The organism is Pseudoalteromonas sp. TAB23, from assembly GCF_000498075.1.
GTDB classification, from domain to species: domain Bacteria; phylum Pseudomonadota; class Gammaproteobacteria; order Enterobacterales; family Alteromonadaceae; genus Pseudoalteromonas; species Pseudoalteromonas arctica.
The window spans coordinates 1-19714 of the sequence record NZ_AUTP01000165.1; the positions used below are offsets into that span (position 1 = coordinate 1).

The 19714-nt window shown below is 40.2% G+C and carries 17 protein-coding genes and 1 pseudogene; 8 read left to right on the top strand and 10 right to left on the bottom strand.

Annotation, left to right across the window (positions count from 1 at the left end):
* The first annotated feature begins 49 nt into the window (after positions 1-49).
* Positions 50-649, top strand: a complete 600-nt coding sequence (gene leuD, locus L654_RS0106820; RefSeq protein ID WP_010555450.1) for a 3-isopropylmalate dehydratase small subunit — start codon at positions 50-52, stop codon at positions 647-649.
* Between the two features lie 93 nt (positions 650-742).
* On the opposite strand, the gene L654_RS0106825 is transcribed toward leuD, so the two are convergent.
* Positions 743-2242: a DUF3360 family protein gene (locus L654_RS0106825; RefSeq protein ID WP_024607638.1), complete on the bottom strand. Its 1500-nt coding sequence runs from the start codon at positions 2240-2242 to the stop codon at positions 743-745.
* A gap of 343 nt (positions 2243-2585) precedes the next feature.
* Between L654_RS0106825 and L654_RS0106830 the strand changes: the two genes are divergently transcribed.
* Positions 2586-3572 carry a hypothetical protein gene (locus L654_RS0106830; protein ID WP_024607639.1) on the top strand — a complete coding sequence of 329 codons (987 nt, stop codon included), beginning with the start codon at positions 2586-2588 and terminating at the stop codon, positions 3570-3572.
* Positions 3573-3659: 87 nt separating this feature from the next.
* On the opposite strand, the pseudogene L654_RS01000000125665 reads toward L654_RS0106830, so the two are convergent.
* A pseudogene (locus tag L654_RS01000000125665) lies at positions 3660-5281 on the bottom strand (endonuclease).
* 303 nt (positions 5282-5584) lie between these two features.
* Between L654_RS01000000125665 and L654_RS0106840 the strand changes: the two are divergent.
* The 4 genes from L654_RS0106840 (at position 5585) to L654_RS0106855 (ending at position 10634) form a co-directional block, all read left to right on the top strand.
* Positions 5585-7399: an assimilatory sulfite reductase (NADPH) flavoprotein subunit gene (locus tag L654_RS0106840; RefSeq protein ID WP_024589522.1), complete on the top strand. Its 1815-nt coding sequence runs from the start codon at positions 5585-5587 to the stop codon at positions 7397-7399.
* A 61-nt stretch (positions 7400-7460) separates the two neighbouring features.
* Positions 7461-9158 (top strand): assimilatory sulfite reductase (NADPH) hemoprotein subunit, encoded by a 1698-nt coding sequence (gene cysI, locus L654_RS0106845; RefSeq protein WP_024589523.1) that lies wholly within the window; start codon positions 7461-7463, stop codon positions 9156-9158.
* A 43-nt stretch (positions 9159-9201) separates the two neighbouring features.
* Entirely contained in the window at positions 9202-9942 is a 741-nt protein-coding gene (locus L654_RS0106850; RefSeq protein ID WP_024589524.1) for a phosphoadenylyl-sulfate reductase, read from the top strand.
* A 143-nt stretch (positions 9943-10085) separates the two neighbouring features.
* A complete protein-coding gene (locus L654_RS0106855) occupies positions 10086-10634 on the top strand; it encodes a DUF4124 domain-containing protein (RefSeq protein ID WP_010554783.1) in 549 nt (182 codons plus the stop codon).
* Here L654_RS0106855 and L654_RS1000000128670 read toward each other — a convergent pair whose 3' ends face one another.
* The 4 genes from L654_RS1000000128670 to L654_RS0106880 all read right to left on the bottom strand — a co-directional run bounded on the left by L654_RS1000000128670 (position 10635) and on the right by L654_RS0106880 (position 14887).
* Positions 10635-10889: a hypothetical protein gene (locus tag L654_RS1000000128670; RefSeq protein WP_007582187.1), complete on the bottom strand. Its 255-nt coding sequence runs from the start codon at positions 10887-10889 to the stop codon at positions 10635-10637.
* A gap of 138 nt (positions 10890-11027) precedes the next feature.
* The gene (gene acnA, locus L654_RS0106870; RefSeq protein ID WP_024607640.1) at positions 11028-13772 is read right to left on the bottom strand and encodes an aconitate hydratase AcnA; all 2745 of its coding nucleotides are present in this window, start codon (positions 13770-13772) and stop codon (positions 11028-11030) included.
* Positions 13773-13974: 202 nt separating this feature from the next.
* Positions 13975-14403 (bottom strand): hypothetical protein, encoded by a 429-nt coding sequence (locus L654_RS0106875; protein WP_024607641.1) that lies wholly within the window; start codon positions 14401-14403, stop codon positions 13975-13977.
* A gap of 100 nt (positions 14404-14503) precedes the next feature.
* The gene (locus L654_RS0106880) at positions 14504-14887 is read right to left on the bottom strand and encodes an RNA-binding S4 domain-containing protein (protein ID WP_024607642.1); all 384 of its coding nucleotides are present in this window, start codon (positions 14885-14887) and stop codon (positions 14504-14506) included.
* Positions 14888-15132: 245 nt separating this feature from the next.
* Here L654_RS0106880 and L654_RS0106885 point away from each other — a divergent pair, with 245 nt between their 5' ends.
* Together L654_RS0106885 and L654_RS0106890 are read left to right on the top strand one after the other, a co-directional pair.
* On the top strand, positions 15133-15420 hold the full coding sequence (locus L654_RS0106885; protein WP_024607643.1) for a hypothetical protein: 288 nt from the start codon (positions 15133-15135) through the stop codon (positions 15418-15420).
* 56 nt (positions 15421-15476) lie between these two features.
* Positions 15477-16148 (top strand): hypothetical protein, encoded by a 672-nt coding sequence (locus L654_RS0106890; RefSeq protein ID WP_024607644.1) that lies wholly within the window; start codon positions 15477-15479, stop codon positions 16146-16148.
* Between the two features lie 9 nt (positions 16149-16157).
* Here the strand turns inward: L654_RS0106890 and L654_RS0106895 are convergent, their stop codons facing one another.
* The 4 genes from L654_RS0106895 to L654_RS0106910 all read right to left on the bottom strand — a co-directional run bounded on the left by L654_RS0106895 (position 16158) and on the right by L654_RS0106910 (position 19696).
* Positions 16158-16616 (bottom strand): cyclic nucleotide-binding domain-containing protein, encoded by a 459-nt coding sequence (locus L654_RS0106895; protein ID WP_010554789.1) that lies wholly within the window; start codon positions 16614-16616, stop codon positions 16158-16160.
* 29 nt (positions 16617-16645) lie between these two features.
* Positions 16646-18034 (bottom strand): nitrogen regulation protein NR(I), encoded by a 1389-nt coding sequence (gene ntrC / locus L654_RS0106900; protein ID WP_024607645.1) that lies wholly within the window; start codon positions 18032-18034, stop codon positions 16646-16648.
* A gap of 14 nt (positions 18035-18048) precedes the next feature.
* A complete protein-coding gene (glnL, locus tag L654_RS0106905; protein ID WP_024607646.1) occupies positions 18049-19092 on the bottom strand; it encodes a nitrogen regulation protein NR(II) in 1044 nt (347 codons plus the stop codon).
* Between the two features lie 82 nt (positions 19093-19174).
* Positions 19175-19696 (bottom strand): DUF4124 domain-containing protein, encoded by a 522-nt coding sequence (locus L654_RS0106910; RefSeq protein ID WP_024589531.1) that lies wholly within the window; start codon positions 19694-19696, stop codon positions 19175-19177.
* Positions 19697-19714: the final 18 nt, after the last annotated feature.

Consider the following 19714-nt stretch of genomic DNA (forward strand, 5'->3'; position numbering starts at 1 on the left):
CAGCCGCTGCAATACATGGTCACTTTGTTGATATTAGAGGAGAAGCCTAATGAGCGTATTTTTTAGTGGCTTAATGGCCCCACTTGATAAAAACAATGTAGATACTGACCAAATTATCCCTAAGCAGTTTTTAACATCAACTAGCCGCGAAGGCTTTGATGCGGCATTGTTTTATGATTGGCGTTACCTAGATAACGACGAGCCAAACCCTGACTTTATTTTAAACCGCCCATGCTACCAAGGCGCGCAAATATTATTAACGCGCGACAACTTTGGTTGTGGCTCATCTCGTGAGCACGCGCCATGGGCGCTGAAGCAATATGGCTTTGAAGTTATTTTAGCTGAAAGCTTTGCAGATATTTTCTTTAATAACTGTGGTAACAACCAAATGTTAGCCATAGCGTTACCTGCCGACACGCTTGAGCAACTGTTTGTACTTAGCGAGCAGCACGACGATATTAACATTGAAATCGACCTTGAAAATCAAACACTAACAAGCAGTAAGTTTGCACCAATTAGTTTTGATATTAGTAAAGAGGTAAAAGAACGTTTGTTAAGTGGTTTAGACTTTATTGGTGTAACCGAAACGCTAAACCCACAAATTGATGCGTTTGAAAAACAACTAGCGACTGAGCGTTCTTGGCAGTAATTGCTTAACCGTGTGTATTAAAAATCACGTATTAAAAAGCACGGCAATTGCCGTGCTTTTTTGTGGGTAAATATGAGATGTAATAGCTAAAGGTTAATGCCTAAAGTCAGCCATTAACGCAGGTATACCGGGTAACATGCCTACAATTGCCATTACAGTGGTAAGTAACACAAACATAATAAGTGGAATCACCCAGCGGCTCATTTTAGTTAGCTCAGCGCTGCGCTCTTTACAGCCAATCAGCCCTAAGTTATCAAGTAACATAGTAAGTGACCAACCAAAAGCAGGATTAACCAAGGTCGAAGCAAACACCACAATAGCGGCGGATTGCGTCGTTTTACCTTCGCGCGTCATTTCCATGCCAGCTTCAAGTAGCGGGATAAACACCCCAACAATAAGCGCTACACACAATACAGGCTGCCAAATTGCTAAATCCATAGGGTAACCCCATAAACCAGCAATAATACAAAATAATGCAGTTAAAATAGCGCCAGCAGGGATAGGGCGTTTAGCAATAGCGGCAGGCACAATATAAGTACCCCAAGAGGACGCAAAGTTAGCACCACCGGCAAGTGAGCCAAATGTTTGTCTAACCGATGCGCTCAGCATGGTGTCGTCGATATTCATTTGTACTTTTTCAGTACGTTGCGGATAGCTTATTTTTTGAAATACTCGATGACCTAAAAAATCTGGCGACCACATGGCAACGGCAAGCACTGCAAACGGGAGTACAACAACAAAGCTTTCAAGTGTTGGTAAACCTAGCATCCAGCCCGTGTTTTCACCCCACCAGTAAGCTGGGTTCATATTTGGTAAACCCGGTGCAGTATGAAACTCAAACGGTGCACCTAAAGCAAAGGCAACCACACCACCAATAAGGCAGCTTAACGGTACGGCTAACCAACGCTTTTTAAAGTGCTCTAATAGCGCATACAATAAAATGGTGGCTAAAATAACAATAAACGCAATATGTGCCATATCAATGGCTTCAGCCCAGGCAAACAGCTTTTTAACCTGCGAAATAGTACCAATAAAACCTAAATAAATGAGTAGCCCGCCACACACACCTTTACTGGTTAGACGCGCGAGCATACTTCCTCCCTTGGTTATGGCTAAAATAAAGCCAAAGGCACCAATGAGTAAGCCAAACGCCATAGGGTGACCGCCTGCAGCAACAACAATAGGAATTAACGGAATAAGTGGGCCGTGAGTACCAGCCAAGTTGGCTGTAGGTAAAATAAAGCCTGAAAACAAAATGATAAAAATAGAAACAATGAGTAATTCGTAGCGCACGTTTTCTAAAACAAACGCATCGCTTAAACCAAGAGGTGCTGCAAATGTTGCTGCAATAGCCCCCACCATAACGACTTTACCAATAGTACCCGCCATTGCAGGAATGGTGTCTTCAAATTCAAATCGGTAATCTCTAAACGGTAAATTAGGACGCCAGCGTTTAGGCTGCATAATCTGTAATTCATGTTCGAGATACTCGTCGCGAGTATTAAACTCTGAACTCGGCTTGTGAAGTTGCTCGTAGCTTTGAGCATCCTTATGCGTGTTTGATGGTGCATCACCGGGTGGGGTAGTTTGCATGCGTTCTCCTGCAACATTGTTGCTTAATCAAATAAATACGGCTTTTGTTAAAGCAAATGAATATTGAACATGCAGGGTAGATCAGCTCTTAGGCTGGGATGTATAGGCAAAAGGTCGTGCATGGTTGTTTTTAATACAGTTAATCTGACAATCAGCTTTACGTTAAAAATTATAAAACTACACAAAATAATTTAAAGTTACTATAAATCAATGGCTTGTTTTTTATTTTAAAGAGTTTGATCACTGTTTATAGCGGGAAANCAGCCGTTAATTTCGTTTTATTTGTGGTGAAATAATACTTCTGTTACTTTCGGATTGTTAATAACAACAATAAAGAATAGAGATGCAACTCAACTCCCCTAAATCAATTGGTATTTTACTTGGTACGCTTTACGGCATATTTATGCGGCTGTTTGTAGAGCTAGTCAATGCTTACAATTTAGGTAGCTTAGTCTCTATATCATTTATGTTTTTAGTGCCCGTTGCAATTGGTTATATTCGTGTTCATTTTGAATTTAAAAGCACAGAAACATTAACTAAAAGGCAAATGATCACGATTGCTTGGCAGCCTATTTTTGTTTTTTTATTTGTAAGTGTAATTACTTTGCTTGAAGGGAGCATTTGTGTGGCAATGGCTTTGCCTGCTTTTATGTTTTTTGCCAGCATTGGTGGGTTACTTGCGGGCTTTGTTAGAAAACGTAAAATAAAAAAAGCGAATAGTTCTTTATTATCAATCGCGTTATTACCTATATTGCTCTCACCTATTGAAGTTAACTTTTTACATTTATCAAAAACATACGAAGTAACAAATTCAATAGTTATTAACGCGCCCATCAATGTTGTGTGGCAGCAGTTAGCTAATGTGAGTGACATAAAACCACAGGAAGTGCCTTTTTCACTCACTCAATTAATTGGTGTACCAAAGCCATTAAAGGCAAGTATGAATGCTAGCGGTATAGGCGCTGTTCGCACAAGTACTTGGCACAAAGGCGTTGTGTTTAAAGAAGTAATAACCGACTGGCAACCAAATAAACAGATGCATTATAGATTTGATATAGACCCAGATGCTATCCCCGATGACGCACTCGATAAACACGTAAAACTAGGCGGTGAATACTTTTCACCTCTTTACGGTGGATATGAGTTAAGTGAAGATAAAAGCGGCAATACGATTTTAACGTTAAAAACGACCGTGCAAGATAATACAAATTTTGGTGTTTATTCGCGAATATGGGGTGAGGTGATATTTCAAGATTTTCATCATTCACTTTTAACGTTGATGAAAAACAGAGCTGAAAAATCACTTATCGTAACTGTTTATTATAATTAGCTTAAACCATCATATTTTTAAAAAATATTACACGCTAAAAGGTAAAGCCTTTGCATTTGCAAAGGCTTTTGTTTTAACTGCTAACTTTTACCAAATCATTTCTACAAATTCAGGGTGGTCGATATACGGGTTACGATTACCTTGAAATTCAAACGCTGCTTGGTTACGGTCAAGTTCCATTTGGCTTACAGGATCGCTGTTATGCCAGTTAAGCAGCATGGCTACAACCCAGTTCTCGAATACTTGGTTGCTTGAACCATTAAGTACAGCATTACTTGAGGTCGTTTTGGTTTGCCAAGTGCCTATTACATTTTCGTAGCGCGTTGCCATGTAAAAATAAGCGCGAGCAAAGTCACCTTTAAATTCGTCAATTGGCTCAAATACAGTACCTGAGTAATTTAATGAATTTGCGGCAGAACCTAATTTACTTCCGTTAGTTGATGTAAATGAAGCGCTTGCTACTTCACCAAATGGGAAGTTACTACGTTTTGAGTTTACATAACCGTCGGTTGCGTAAATATGATGCACATCTGAGTTCATTGGCTCAATAGTGCCGCCAAACCAGCTTTTAGGAAATGAATGCTCACGGTTGTAACAGCCGCCTTCTCCACTATAGTTACCACATTGATCGCTCACCGCAGCATAATTGTAGCTATCTGAGCCGTTTGGTTTTTCGCTATACATATCTAAAATGCTGTTATCGTTTTCAAAGTATGTATCACGTGCAGATGAATCGTAAAAATTCCAAATAGCCGAGTAACCCTGTGCATTATGATCTTTAATAATATTATAAAGCTCAGTTTTTAGTGAATAGCCCGATAGCCCTTGAGCTGTAACATAGTAGCCAGTGGGTGTTGGGTNCCGCCGCCATCACCAGAGCCACTACCTAAAGTAAATGCCGTGCTGTCTGTATTATTAAAACTTGCACCGCTAGCAAGTGTGGTAGAGCCTTGCTTAAGCGCATAACTGCCATTACCTGTTGAACAACACATGCCATCGCCGTAGCTGTCGTTAATAACAAGTGTGTAAGTTCCATCAGTTAGGCATATTTGCTCATCATACTGAGTGTTTGATGCGTAACCACTGCCGTTAGCAACAGCGCTACCTTGATTGTTATTAACGGCCCAGCTAGTTTCGCTACCGTAATTATCGGTACTAAGCGTTAAGATAAGGCTATTGTCGGTACAGCTTGTTGATGCGCTGCCATCACCGTTTGGTAAAAAGTTATCTACGTATACGGTTTCGCTGCCATCAAACCCACTTACATCATAAAACCTAAGCCCTACGCTAATTGTTTTATCACTATTTGCTGTATAGCTATGGCTAACTGTTTGCCATTGGTTAGTTTGTGCTTGATTTGAATAGCCTTGATAACCATCTACATACAAGCGAGCTTTAATTTTACCTTCGGTGTGGTAAACATCAGCCGAAAAGTTATAGGTTTTACCTGCTTCTACAGCAACTTGTTGTAGTAAATCAGTGTTACTTTGCGACCCTGTAGTTACATTTACAGCAGCAGAGCTACTGCCACTTTTAACTGTGCTGGTTGAGCGAGATAAAGCAATTCCGCTATCTATCGTAGTCCATGCATCAGGTGTATTACCTGACCATTGTTCAAATCCGCCATTAGCTACATTGGCCATTACAGGTAATGAGCCAAGTAACAATGCGGTACTAAGTAGTTTATTTTTATATTTCCCGTGTAACATAGTTGTTCCTATTTTTATTTTGAATGAGGAATATACCCTACATTAGTTAGGTTACAAAATTGTTAATTTAAAGTACTGTAAAAGGCAATAATTGCCCTTTAATCTGTTTTTGAAGGTATTTTTATAAATTAATAACTAAATGGAATATCAAAGCAGATTCTATTCTTTTTTTATCTATGCAGAGCCCGTTATCCTACATACTTAGAAAACCTCAACAGATACGCTCTGGATGAGGTAAAACTCATTTTTAACAATACACAAAGTGTGTTGTGTTTAATTTTCAGGGTTATGGGGAATCGATTCATGTTGTTAGGTCAACTAAATGCTGCGGCAAGCCCGCTATCGCAAGATCAAGTACAAAAGCTGCAAGGTTTAGTGGCTGAACTTAATCCAATTCAACAAGCATGGGTAAGTGGTTACTTAGCTGCAAATGCTAATTCGGCTGCGTTAGGTGCCCCTACGGCAGGCGTACCGGCTGCGGGTGATGCAGCAGCGCTAACTATTTTATATGGTTCTCAAACAGGTAACGCAAAAGGTGTAGCTACCAAAATGAAAGAGCAGGCTGAGTCGCGAGGCTTAGCAGTTAAGCTTGTTAGCATGTCAGATTACAAACCAACAGCCCTGAAAAAAGAAAAGTTTTTAACTATCGTTGTATCTACTTACGGCGAAGGTGAGCCACCAGAAGACGCAGAAACACTTCACGAATTTTTAGCCACTAAAAAAGCGCCAAAACTAGACGATGTAAAAATAGCGGTTATTGGCTTAGGTGATTCTAGCTATGAGTTTTTCTGCCAAACAGCAAAAGATTTTGAAGAGCGTTTAAATAAACTCGGTGCGCAAACCATATATCAACGTGCTGATTTAGATGTAGATTACGAAGATGAAGCTGCAACATGGATTGCCGGTGCAGTAGATGCATTTGAACCTGATTTAAAAGCGCAGCAAGAAGCCGCTGGTGGTCAAGTTGTATCAATGCCATTTGGCGCACCAACGACCGCTTCAAGCCAATACACAAAGCAAAATCCATTTGAAGCAGAGCTATTAACAGTTCAAAAAATTACCGGTCGCGACTCAACTAAAGATGTACGCCACGTTGAAATTTCGCTTGAAGGTTCAGACATTACTTACACACCTGGTGATTCATTAGGTGTGTACTTTTTAAATGATGATGTATTAGTTGATGAAGTACTTACACTTACTCAAATAGATGCAACAAGCATTGTAAAAGTAGGTGATGAAGAGCTAAGCGTACGCGGCGCACTTATTGAAAAACTAGAGCTGACTCAGTCATACCCAGGTTTTGTAGAAAAATACGCAATAGCAACTGGTACGCCTGAATTATTAAAGCTTGTAGAAGATAAAGCCGCAATGCGTGCGTATATTGAACCTCGCCAAATATTTGATGTAATTCGCCAAAACCCTGCAAAAATTGATGCGCAAACATTAGTAGACTGCCTACGTAAACTACAAGCTCGTTTGTACTCAATTGCATCTAGCCAAGCTGAGGTTGAAGACGAAGTACATTTAACACTAGGTCTAGTGCAATTTGATGCATTTGATAGCGAGCATTTAGGTGGTTGTACTGGTTACTTAACTCGTCGTGCAGAAGAAGGTTGTAAAGTTAAAGTATTTAGCGAACACAACGACAATTTCCGCCTACCAACTAACGATGATACACCTGTGATTATGGTTGGTCCTGGTACGGGTATTGCGCCGTTTCGTGCATTTTTACAAGAACGTGATTCGCGTGAAGCGCAAGGCAAAAACTGGTTGTTTTTTGGTAACCCACATTTCACTCAAGACTTTTTATACCAAGTAGAAATACAGGGTTATTTAAAATCGGGTTTACTTAACAAAGTAGATGTTGCATTTAGCCGTGACCAAGCAGAAAAAGTATATGTGCAAGATAAGTTACGCAGTAACAGTAAAGACGTGTTTGAATGGTTAGAAGCTGGCGCTCACTTTTATATTTGTGGCGATGCAAATCGCATGGCAAAAGATGTACACAACGCCTTGCTTGATATTGTTAAAGAAAACACAGGCAAGAGCAATGAAGACGCAGAGCAATATTTAAAAGATTTGCGTAGCGCAAACCGCTATCAGAAAGACGTGTATTAATCACGTTTCTTATTTTATTTAACAGCTAGCAGCCGTCACTGTAACAAATTTAGGATTTAAAATGAGCGAACAAGATAAAAACGTAAAACTTTCTGATAACGAACGTTTGAAAAGAGAAAGTAACTTTTTACGTGGCACCATAGAAAAAGATTTAACAGACGAAATTACCGGTGGCTTTACAGCCGATAACTTTCAGCTAATTCGTTTTCATGGCATGTATCAGCAAGATGACCGCGATATACGTGGTGAGCGCGCTAAGCAAAAGCTAGAGCCGCTACATAATGTAATGTTACGTGCACGTATGCCTGGCGGTATTATTAAGCCAGAGCAGTGGTTAGCAATCGACAAGTTTGCAGATGACAAAACAAGCTACGGCAGTATTCGTTTAACTACGCGTCAAACATTTCAGTTTCATGGAGTGTTAAAGCCAAATATTAAAGGCATGCACCAAATGCTTGATAGCGTAGGCATAGACTCTATTGCTACAGCAGGTGACGTTAACCGTAATGTACTTTGTACTACTAACCCCGTTGAGTCTGAGTTACATCAAGAAGCTTACGATTGGGCTGCAAAAATTTCTGAACACTTATTACCAAAAACGAAAGCGTATGCCGAAATTTGGTTAAATGGCGAAAAAGCAGAAACCACAGAAGAGCCAATTTTAGGATCTAACTACTTACCGCGTAAGTTTAAAACCACGGTGACTATTCCACCTAACAACGAAGTTGATGTGCACGCTAACGATTTAAACTTTGTGGCAATTGCTGATAACGGCAAGCTAGTTGGTTTTAACGTATTAGTGGGCGGTGGCCTTGCCATGACGCACGGCGATACAGCAACGTATCCGCGTAAGGCTGATGACTTTGGCTTTATCGCGCTAGAAGATACCTTAAAAATTGCAGAGCATGTTGTATCTGTGCAGCGCGATTGGGGTAATCGTTCAAACCGTAAAAATGCAAAAACTAAATACACATTAGACCGTGTTGGTGTTGATGTATTTAAAGCAGAAGTAGAAAAACGCTCAGGCGTTACGTTTGCACCAAGCCGTCCGTTTGAGTTTACTCATCGTGGCGACCGCATTGGTTGGGTTGAAGGCATTGATGGTAAGCACCACTTAACGCTATTTATTCAAAGTGGTCGTATTTTAGACTACCCAGGCAAACCGCTTAAAACTGGTTGTCGTAAAATCGCAGAAGTTCACCAAGGTGACATGCGTATGACGGCAAACCAAAACTTAATTATTGCTGGCGTACCTGCAGATCAAAAAGCCGTAATTGAAGAAATTGCACGTAGCCATGGCTTAATTGATGACACAGATTCGCAGCAGCGTAAAAATTCTATGGCGTGTGTTTCACTGCCAACGTGCCCACTTGCAATGGCCGAAGCAGAGCGTTACTTACCAAGCCTAGTAGAAAAAACGGAAGCATTACTTGCAAAGCACGGTATACCCGATGACAGCATTATTATGCGCGTTGTAGGTTGCCCGAACGGCTGTGGCCGCGCAATGCTTGCAGAAGCTGGTTTAGTAGGTAAAGGTCCTGGTAAGTACAACGTTTACTTAGGTGGTAATTTAGAAGGCACACGTATTCCTAAATTGTACCTTGAGAACGTAGGCGAAGACGTTTACCTAGAAGCATTCGATAAGCTCATTGGCCAATGGGCAAGCGAGCGCAATGACGGTGAGTGTTTTGGTGACTTTGTTATACGCAAAGGCATTGTTGCTGAAGTAAAAGTATCAGTAACCGATTTTCACGCTTAATTAAATACCAGCGCTTTGGCGCTAGTGAGGTTTGGAATTTACCATGAGTGAATTTAAAAACATTTTACAGCTAGATAAACAAAGCCAGGCGGCTATGTTAGCTGATGCTAATGGTTTACTAGCGAATATGAGCGCAGAACAGCGTGTTGCATGGGCGCTTGATAACTTGCCTAATACGGCTTTTTTATCATCTAGCTTTGGTATTCAAGCGGCAGTAATGCTGCATTTAATGACCTCACAACGTCCAGATATTCCCGTTGTATTAACCGATACAGGCTATTTGTTTCCTGAAACGTATCAGTTTATTGAGCAAATGAGTGAGCGTTTATCACTTAACTTAAAGGTGTATAGAGCGCCGCTTAGCCCAGCATGGCAAGAGGCTAAATTCGGTAAACTATGGGAGAAAGGCGAAGACGGCATTAAGCAATATAATCAGCTTAATAAAGTAGAGCCGATGACCCGCGCGTTAAAAGAAATAGAAGCGGGCACTTGGTTTAGTGGTCTGCGCCGCGATCAATCATCTACACGTGCTGATAAGCAATTTGTAGAAATTAGCCGTGGTACCGTCAAAGTGTACCCGATTATTGAATGGTCTAACCGCGACGTGTATCAGTATCTTACTAAGCACGATTTACCTTACCACCCATTATGGGAGCAAGGTTATGTGTCTATGGGAGACGTACATACAACACGTAAGTTAGAACCAGGAATGACTGAGGAAGAAACTCGCTTTTTTGGTTTAAACCGAGAATGTGGACTACACATGGATGGTGACGGTATTTAACGCGACTACGGTGTAGTTAAATTGCAAATAAAAACGCAGCTTCGGCTGCGTTTTTATTTTTTTATTAGGGTACAAAAAATTGCCTAATTAAGTATTTTTTATTAGACTCAGGGCAATAAAGGATTAATTAAAGCAGGAACGCTATGAAATACTTTACCTACTTAGCTATATCAATCATGGCTATTGCAGTTATCTCTTTGTTTTATTTAAAAAAGCCTGATGGTCAAACATGGCTTTCTGCATCATCAATTAGCAGTGAATCTCAGCAAATTAAAGAAAAAATGGTTGCGCTATCTAGCAACACTTTGGACCAAGCAGTGCAGGGCGTTAAGCAAGCTGGCGATAAAATTGCGAGCAGTATTTCTGATGAACCAATGCCTGAAAGTACTACCTCAAGCAGCAAAATTTTTAAGTGGCAAGATGAAACAGGCCAATGGCACTTTTCTGATACACCTAACCCGCATGCAAAAAGTATTGAAGTAAAACTCGATCCTAAAGATATTACTGTTATTGCAGCAGAAGACACGTCTATTTTAAATACCTCTCCAAGTACAAATACAATGTCGGCTGCACCAGAGGGGATCAGTATTTTGAACCCAGACTCTGTTAAAAAGCTATTTAATGATGCCGAAAATGTAAAAGACAAACTAGAAAAACGTAATAAAGAAATTAATAATTTAAGTGCACTCTAATTATTTAGAGTGCGTGCTTTTATGGTTTTTTAAATAACGTTTTTCGGCTTCCATCAATAATACGGTTAAATATATTTTAGTGGGAAGCGACAGCAGTACACCTACAGCAATGCATGCCGCGGCTATAATTATTCCTTTAATACCATGATTAACAGTGAAGTAACTCGACACAATTAAAGTGTGGCCAGTCACAATGAGGCACAACCCAAGCACTATTGATGTTTTAAGCAGCCTAATTATCATTGTTTGCGACATAGTTACCTCACTAAGAGTAATGCCTAGTGTAGGCACGCTTTAAATGCTTAGCATTGATTTAAGACAACAAACAGCACACATAAAAAAGCCCAGCTTATTATTAAGCTGGGCTTTTTTATGTATTAACTACTGTCTTTGTTAGTCGAGCATATTACGCAGTACATATTGTAAAATACCGCCGTGTTTGTAGTAATCCCACTCTTTAGGGGTATCAATACGTACATCAGCACTCAAGGTTACTTTTTTACCTTCGGCATTTGTAGCAATAACGGTTACTTCATCGGTTTTATCGTACAGGCCATCAATATCAAATTGTTCTTGCCCTGTTAACCCATGAGACTCGTAGCTTTCACTTTCTTTAAATTGCAGCGGTAATACACCCATACCAATTAAGTTAGAGCGATGAATTCGCTCATAGCTTTGTGCTACAACCGCTTTAACGCCTAGTAAAAGTGAGCCTTTGGCCGCCCAGTCACGAGATGAACCCGTACCGTATTCCTTACCCGCTAAAATAATGAGTGGCGTATTATTTTTTTGATACTCCATTGCTGCATCATAAATGCTCTCTAGCGTATCGCCAGGCTGAGTACGTGTTACGCCGCCTTCAGTACCTGGTGCTAGTAAGTTTTTAAGACGAACATTAGCAAACGTGCCACGCATCATTACTTCGTGATTACCACGGCGTGAACCGTACGAGTTAAACTGCGCTTTATCTACGCCATTTTCTTGCAAGTATAAACCTGCTGGTGCATCTGCTTTAATAGCGCCCGCAGGAGAAATATGGTCAGTGGTTACTGAATCCCCAAGCTTAGCTAAACAACGTGCACCCTCAATAGTAGGAATGCCCGGTGGTTCTACTTTCATACCATCAAAAAATGGTGCTTTTTTAATGTAGGTAGATGCGTCATCCCAATCGTAAAGTTTGCCATCTGGTATTTTAATTTGCTGCCAACGGCTATCGCCTTCGTAAACGTTAGCGTAGCTTTTTTCGAACATTTCTTTAGTTACTGTTTCTTTAACTAGGTCACTTACTTCTTTAACGCTCGGCCAAATATTTTTAAGGTAAATATCGTTACCGTTAGCATCTTGAGCAAGGGGTTCGTTGTATACGTCAATATCGGTTCTGCCCGCAATGGCGTAAGCAACAACAAGCGGAGGGGATGCTAAAAAGTTCATTTTAACATCTTGGTGAATACGCCCTTCAAAGTTACGGTTACCCGATAAAATAGAGCTAACCACTAATTTATGCTTTTGAATCGCATCTGATATTTCAGTCGCTAGTGGGCCTGAGTTACCAATACAGGTAGTACAACCATAGCCAACTAAGTTAAAGCCTAAGCTTTCTAAGTCGTCCATTAAGCCGGCTTTTTCTAGGTAGTCGGTAACAACTTTAGAACCTGGAGCAAGTGATGTTTTAACCCAAGGTTTTACATTAATTCCTAACTGCTTTGCTTTTTTAGCAACCAAACCAGCAGCTAAAATTACACTCGGATTAGAGGTGTTAGTACAGCTGGTAATCGCGGCAATAACGCAAGCACCATCGTTTAGCTCAAACTCTTGTCCTTTAAATTTAACTTTAGCGGCGCCCATAAACTGCGCTTCATTAACTGGTTCATCTGGGTTTGTTGTTGGACCTTCGCCTTCGATACGAGCTTGTTCTTCATCGCTATTATCACGACGAGCCATACGTTCATCTTGAAAGTTTTTTAAATGCTGGCTAATCACTTCACCAGCCTTGTTTAGGGAAATTCTATCCTGTGGTCGTTTAGGGCCTGCAAGGCTTGGTACAACATCACCCAATTTAAGCTCGAGTGTATCGGTATAGCTAGCTTCGTCGCCATCGTTACGCCATAAACCTTGGTGTTTTGCGTAATCCTCAATTACCTTTAGGTGACTTTCGTCGCGGTTTGTTAAGCGAAGGTAGTTAATGGTTTCATCATCAATCGGGAAAATACCACACGTAGCGCCGTATTCTGGTGCCATATTCGCTATGGTTGCTCTATCGGCAAGTGGTAAGTCGGCAAGGCCGTCACCATAAAACTCTACAAATTTACCCACTACGCCATGGTTACGCAGTATCTCGGTTACTGTTAATACTAAATCGGTTGCGGTCGTGCCTTCAGGTAAGCGGCCGCTTAGCTTCATACCCACTACTTGTGGGATCAGTAAACTAATTGGTTGACCCAACATAGCTGCTTCGGCTTCAATGCCGCCTACACCCCAACCAAGTACACCTAAGCCATTTATCATGGTTGTGTGAGAGTCGGTACCTACGAGTGTATCTGGATAAACGAACTTTTTGCCATCGCGGTCTTCATTAAAAACAACGCGCGCTAAGTATTCTAGGTTTACTTGGTGGACAATACCGGTTGCTGGTGGCACTACTTTTAAATTATCAAAAGCGGTTTGTCCCCAGCGTAAAAATTCATAACGTTCTTTATTTCGGTCGTATTCAAGTTTTGCATTTAAATCAAATGCACCATCATTTCCGTAGCCATCTACTTGTACCGAATGGTCAATAACAAGTTCAGCAGGTGATAACGGGTTTATTTTTGCGGGATCTCCACCTAGTTTTTCCATTGCGTCACGCATCGCGGCTAAATCTACAATAGCGGGTACACCGGTAAAATCTTGCATAACAACACGGGCGGGAGTAAAGGCAACTTCAGATGCAGGCTTTGCTTGAGGATCCCAATTAAGGAGAGCTTGAATATCTTGTTCTTTTATATTTGCGCCATCTTCGTTACGAAGAAGGTTTTCAAGTAATACTTTTAAGGAAAAGGGCAGTCGTTTCGCTTTGTCGCCAAGTCCTTTTAGAGAATGAATATGATATTGCTCACCATTTATTGTGAGCTGATGTTGGGTATCGAAACTATTATTCATTATTTGCCCCTTTATGAATTAGAAAAATATTTTGAAGAGTGACCTCTGTAGTGTTCGAGTTGCAAAGTACATACCAGTGTAAAAAATCGTGTTTAGAGAATGAATTTTGTACAGTTAATATAGTAGAGATGATGCTGAAAAGTTTAATTTCAAGAGATGATTTGAAAGAGGTAGGGTCAAAAGTTATTTCGACCCTTATCAATTACTGTAACCAACCTTGTTGCTTACCCTTAATACTCAAACAAAGTAAAGCTATGGCAATAACGATTACAAATATAGGCATAAATACAGCACTTGCACCAAGTAGCTCAATACTGTTTATGACCACAAAATTATAATATTGCTGAATTAAAATAGCGCCGAGCGATAGCGCAAAAGTAGGTGTTGCCAGCGCGTTTTTAGCAAGTAAAAACAGACAACCAAAAGTGCTTCCAAATACAGCTATAGCAAATGCAAGGGTTGACCAAATAGGAACGTTAGAGTAGGCAGCTTGTTGATCTAGTGGAAGTTTACTTATCATTTCGGGTGTCATCATCATGTGCATAGCAAATGCAATAACGCCAAGTAAGTTCCATACGAGTGCCGCCCATACAACGGGCTTAAACCAATTTTTAGGTGTTTTAACAGACATTGTATAACCTTGTTTTTATTATTATTAACTAGGTTATTAAAGAGTAAAAAGGCCAACTATACAAGTTGACCTTTTATATAAAAAGAGGGCTTTTAAATGCTTAACCAAATGAAATAGGTCGACGACCTGTTTTATCATCCACTTTAGGCTTTTTAGTGCGCTTGCGCTTAGCTTTAGCTGGCTGATTTGTTGGTTGTGGTGCAGCTTGCTTTGACTCTGCTTGAGTTTGTACCGCAGGTTTTTCTGCAGGGGTTGCATCTTCACTTAGCGCAAGTTTAAAAAATTCACCATCAAATTCTAATACATCGCCACTGTATAATTTTTTCCGCTTTATTGTACAAATTTCATGGTTAACACCCACATAGCCTTCGGTAATTAGGTTTTTAGCTTGGCCGCCACCTTCAACTAAGTTTAGTACTTTTAATAATTTACAGAGCTCAATCGGCTCTTCTTCTAATTCTATTTCTATGTATTCTTCGTTCATATTTGCTCTCGGTGGGGTAACGCACAAGCTGTAGTATAAAGGCTTGCAGCTACTTTTGCACCAAAGCAAGTGACTTTCGCTAATTGTAATACTTAAATAGCTATGAAATTTTTTATGTATTTTATCTGTCTTTAAAAAAACTGAAGCAATTGAAGAGTAACCTTTGCAGCAGTTAATTTTACGTATGGCCTGCTAATTGCTAAAACTTTGGCGGATTAAATAGTTTTCATTAAATGGAGTAGAAAATGGGCGTAAGATTGGCAATGAAAAAAGAGCTAATGGGATTAGACAATTCAGGTATGTTAACTGCTGATGATGTTAGAGAGCACCTTGCTAATTCTGTAAAAAAGCAAGCTGATCAAGATGAGCGCGGTTTTTCTGTAATTTCAAAGTTCAATGATACCCATAGCCGTTTAGTCAGTGGTGATGCCACGAGAAAAACAAAACTCGAGTTTGAACGACATCGTTTATTTAAAGACGTTTTATATACTCGCAAAAGTGTTGATGCTTGGTTAGATAGCCAAACTAACTGATTTGCTATTTATCAAAAATCAAATAGACTACAAGTGTAATCTATTTGAGGTTGATGATGAAAAATATACTTTTAGCGTGCTTAGTCATTTTATTAAGTGCGTGCCAGCAACCCACTGTGTATGTTTACACGCAAGCACTGAGTACAAATCAAAAGCAGCAGCTAGAAACTAAACTGGCTGCTCAAACTCTACCTTATCAATACCAAAATATCGTAGTACCAAAAGCATATAAAAATGCGACGTTAGTTGTCTCTTATAAAGACTTTAATAGCGGGCAGTTAGAGCAGTTAACGCTAATAATGCAAAGTATGGGGTTTGAACCTGACATTATTTACAGTAAAGCAGAGAATCATCATTATACTAATGGCAATATAGGTTTTTATTTACGTTCAGCTTCACAAAGTACCGAGCTAAGTATGCCAAGTATGCCAAGTATTATGCTTACAACGGGCTGCTTAAACGATAAATATAATAATATGCGCGTTTCATTTGACGAAAAAAAGACGCAATTTACATTACCAACGGGTGTTAAAGTGATGTTGGATTGGGAGCTTTTTGAACCCTACTTGGTTATTCATTATCAAAACACATCGCAATCGTACACGCATACTACGCCTAAAATAAGCACACCCTTTGGTCAAAAGCCGTCAGATACTTTTATTTACAATGCATATTTAAACAAACCAGATTGGCTTAATTGCTCGCTACAAATTGTTTATATGGACTGAGTGATAGAGTTAACCGTGAGTTTCTATATGCTCGCTTAGTTTGGCAATGCGCAGACTCATACCTTCTATAATTCGGTCTTTAATTTTTTCGCGGATAACATTAGGTAAACGAGTGAGTGCTTCAGGGGTAATAGCGAGGACTATACTGTCGGTTTTAGCGCGAGCACTGGTACTACGCTCTCGGTTATTTATAAAGGCACCTTCACCTATAAATTCACCGGGCTCTATAGTGCCAAGTTCTAGCAAATGATTATGTTTAAATACCAATAACGCGCCGCTAAGTACAATGTACAAACGTTTGTCGTTATCGTATTGCTTAAATAAAAATTGATGCTGGCTTACTAAATACAACAGGCCGAACGACTCTAATAAGACTTGGCGCTCGCTGAGCGTAAATTCTTTAAAAAAGTGCAGCCTGTTTATAATTTCCATTTGTTTGAATAATGGAATATGTTCGATTAGCTTCATCAATAACCAAATGTGTTAAAAGCGTTTAATCAGCTAATATTGCGCTCTTTTAATTTTCGGGTCAACGTGTTGCGTCCCCAACCAATTTTTATAGCAGCATCTTGCTTATGACCAGAACAATTAGCCAGTGCGGTTTTAATTAAGCGAGTTTCTAGCTGGGCTTGAATGTCAGGCCAAATATTTTCTTTGCCTTGTTTAAGCTCTTGATTAAGCCATTGCTGAAACGCATCTAGCCAATCACCTTCTTCCTGGGTTGGCGAAGCATCTAGAATTTCCGGCGGTAAGTCTTGCTCGCTTACAAGCTCACCCGGTGCCATTACAGTAAGCCAGCGACAGGTGTTTTCTAATTGGCGTACATTGCCTGGCCAATTAAATAAGCGTAATTGCTCAGTTGCCTTAGGGCTCAGCACTTTGCTTTCTACTTGTAGCTCTTTAGCGCTTTTATGTAAAAAGTGTTGCGATAAGCTTTCTATATCTTCAGTACGCTCTCGAAGAGCAGGTAAACGTAGGCGCACAACATTAAGACGATGAAATAAATCATCCCTAAACTTGCCCTGTTTAACTAAATCTTCAAGGTTTTGGTGCGTAGCCGCAATAATACGCACATCTACTTTTATACTTTGATGGCCACCAACGCGATAAAACTCACCATCGGCAAGAACGCGTAATAAACGTGTTTGTACATCAAGTGGCATATCACCAATTTCATCTAAAAATAGTGTGCCGCCATTGGCTTNTTGCTCAAAACGGCCTTTACGCACGCTGTCGGCGCCCGTAAATGCGCCTTTTTCGTGGCCAAATAACTCTGACTCAACAAGCTCTTTTGGAATGGCTGCCATGTTAAGTGCAATAAATTGGTTTTCTTTACGTGGGCTATGATTGTGTAGCGCACTGGCGACAAGTTCTTTACCTGTTCCAGATTCACCATTTATTAATACGCTCATGCTAGAGGCCGATAGTTTACCTATCGCTCTAAACACTTCTTGCATTGCGGGCGCTTCACCAATTATGTGGGCACTTTTTGGTGGAGCTTGCTTGCGTTTAGTTTTTTTAGTGGAGTTTGCTCTGCATGCGCTTTCGACCAGCGCCACTGCTTCGTTTAAATCAAACGGCTTAGCTAGGTATTCAAAAGCACCTTTTTGGAATGCATTTACAGCTGAGTCTAAATCTGAGTGCGCAGTCATTATAATAACCGGCAGCCCAGGGTTTTGCTCTGCAATAAGTTCAAGCAACGCCATACCATCCATACCAGGCATTCGTACGTCAGAAACTAAAACAGTAGGTTGGCTAAACTTTAGGGCGCTTAGTACATCTTGCGCATTAGCAAAGCTCTCTGTGTTAAACCCTGCACGGGTTAGTGCTTTTTCAAGTACAAATCGAATAGAAGCATCATCATCTACAAGCCAAACTGTTTTCATGCAAACTCCAAACATTAATCTGCAAAGGGCAGATAGATATTAAATTCAGTATGTCCAGGCCAGCTATCACATTCTATATAGCCATCATGTTGATCTATCAGTGTTTGCGCTATTGAGAGTCCTAACCCAGAGCCACCTTCTTTATTGGTGATCATAGGGTAGAACAGTGTTTCGCGTACACTGGGATCAATACCTGGTCCGTTATCAGATATTTGGATCAACAAGGCTTTTTTAGGTGCTTTACCTGGGCGACGATGCTGATGATTAATGCGGGTTTTTATTGTTATTTCACCGCCATCTACAAGCGCCTGTTGGGCATTTCGAACAATGTTTAATACCACTTGCTGAATTTTGCCTTGATCAATGTATACATCAGGAATACTTGGGTCGTAATCTTTAACTAAGCTAATGTTAGAACAATTATCTAACGTACTTAGCCTTGCAACTGATTCAAGTGATTGATGTATATTGCCATACGATTTTTGCGGAAGTTGATTGGGCCCCAAAAGCCTATCTACTAGTTCGCGTAATCGGTCGGCTTGCTCAATGATGAGCTCAGCACATTGATCTCTTTCTTGTTGATCAACCTCATACTGCAATAACTGCGCCGCTCCGCGAATTCCACCTAAAGGATTTTTAATTTCGTGAGCTAAGCCTCTAATTAGGTTTCGGGCAGCTTGATATTGATGCATTTGATTAGACGCTTGGTCGTGCTTAATTTCGTCATCGGTTTGGCGCCACTCAAATAAAATATAAAGCGAGCCANCTACTTTTGCATGGCGAGAATCGCTAAAAACCACGTCAGCTCTATGCTGCTGGCAATCTACGCCTTCAACTAATGAGTATTGTTCTATACGCTGTAAATCGATTGAATGGTAGTTAAAAAGGCTATCAAACGGTTGTTCTAACAAGCGCTTATTACCAAGGCCAAGCAGCTCGCTGGTACTGGTGTTGGCATATACAACGGTGAAGTTTTTATCAAGTAGCATGATAGCGGTTGTTTGATTTTGCCAAATGGCATCGAGTAGCTCAGGGCTAAAGTTTTTATTATTAATCATAGCTGCACCATTTTAGTGCGTGGATGTTTGCAAGCAAGTTATATGGTTAAATACACTGCTGCACGTTTAGTAATGCCCCAATTTAGTTACCTAGGTTTAGCCCTTTTCGGTGCATAAAAAATATGCAGGGTTCGCTTGTAGCAATAACTTGGTTTTTACTATTAAAAAGCTTTAATTGTAGTGTGTGCTGACCACGTTCTACATCTCTAATTGCAAAGGTTGAGCTGTCACTGGCTGGGCCGTGTGCTTTACCATCAATAAAAAGTTGTATAGTAAAACCAGTTTCAAAGCGTGGTTTTATTCGGCTAGTTACATAAACAGTGCCGGTATTTTCACGAATAGTCTGGTTATGATCAGGTGAGGAAATAGCAATACTAAAGGCCGCTTGTTGAGGCTGAGGTTGCTCGTCAAAAATGTCAGTATTTGTTGCAGGCATATTAAGATCTTGGCTGGTGAGCTTTACCTCTTGGGCCCCTTTATGAGGGGTGTCTGAGAACACTAATACGCCATTTTTATCTTTCCAAGCGTATATTTTTGTTTCACCGGCATAACCATAATTACTTAATCCTAAAGTAATTAATAGTAATAAAATCTTGTTATTCACTCTGCAGCCCTGCATTTT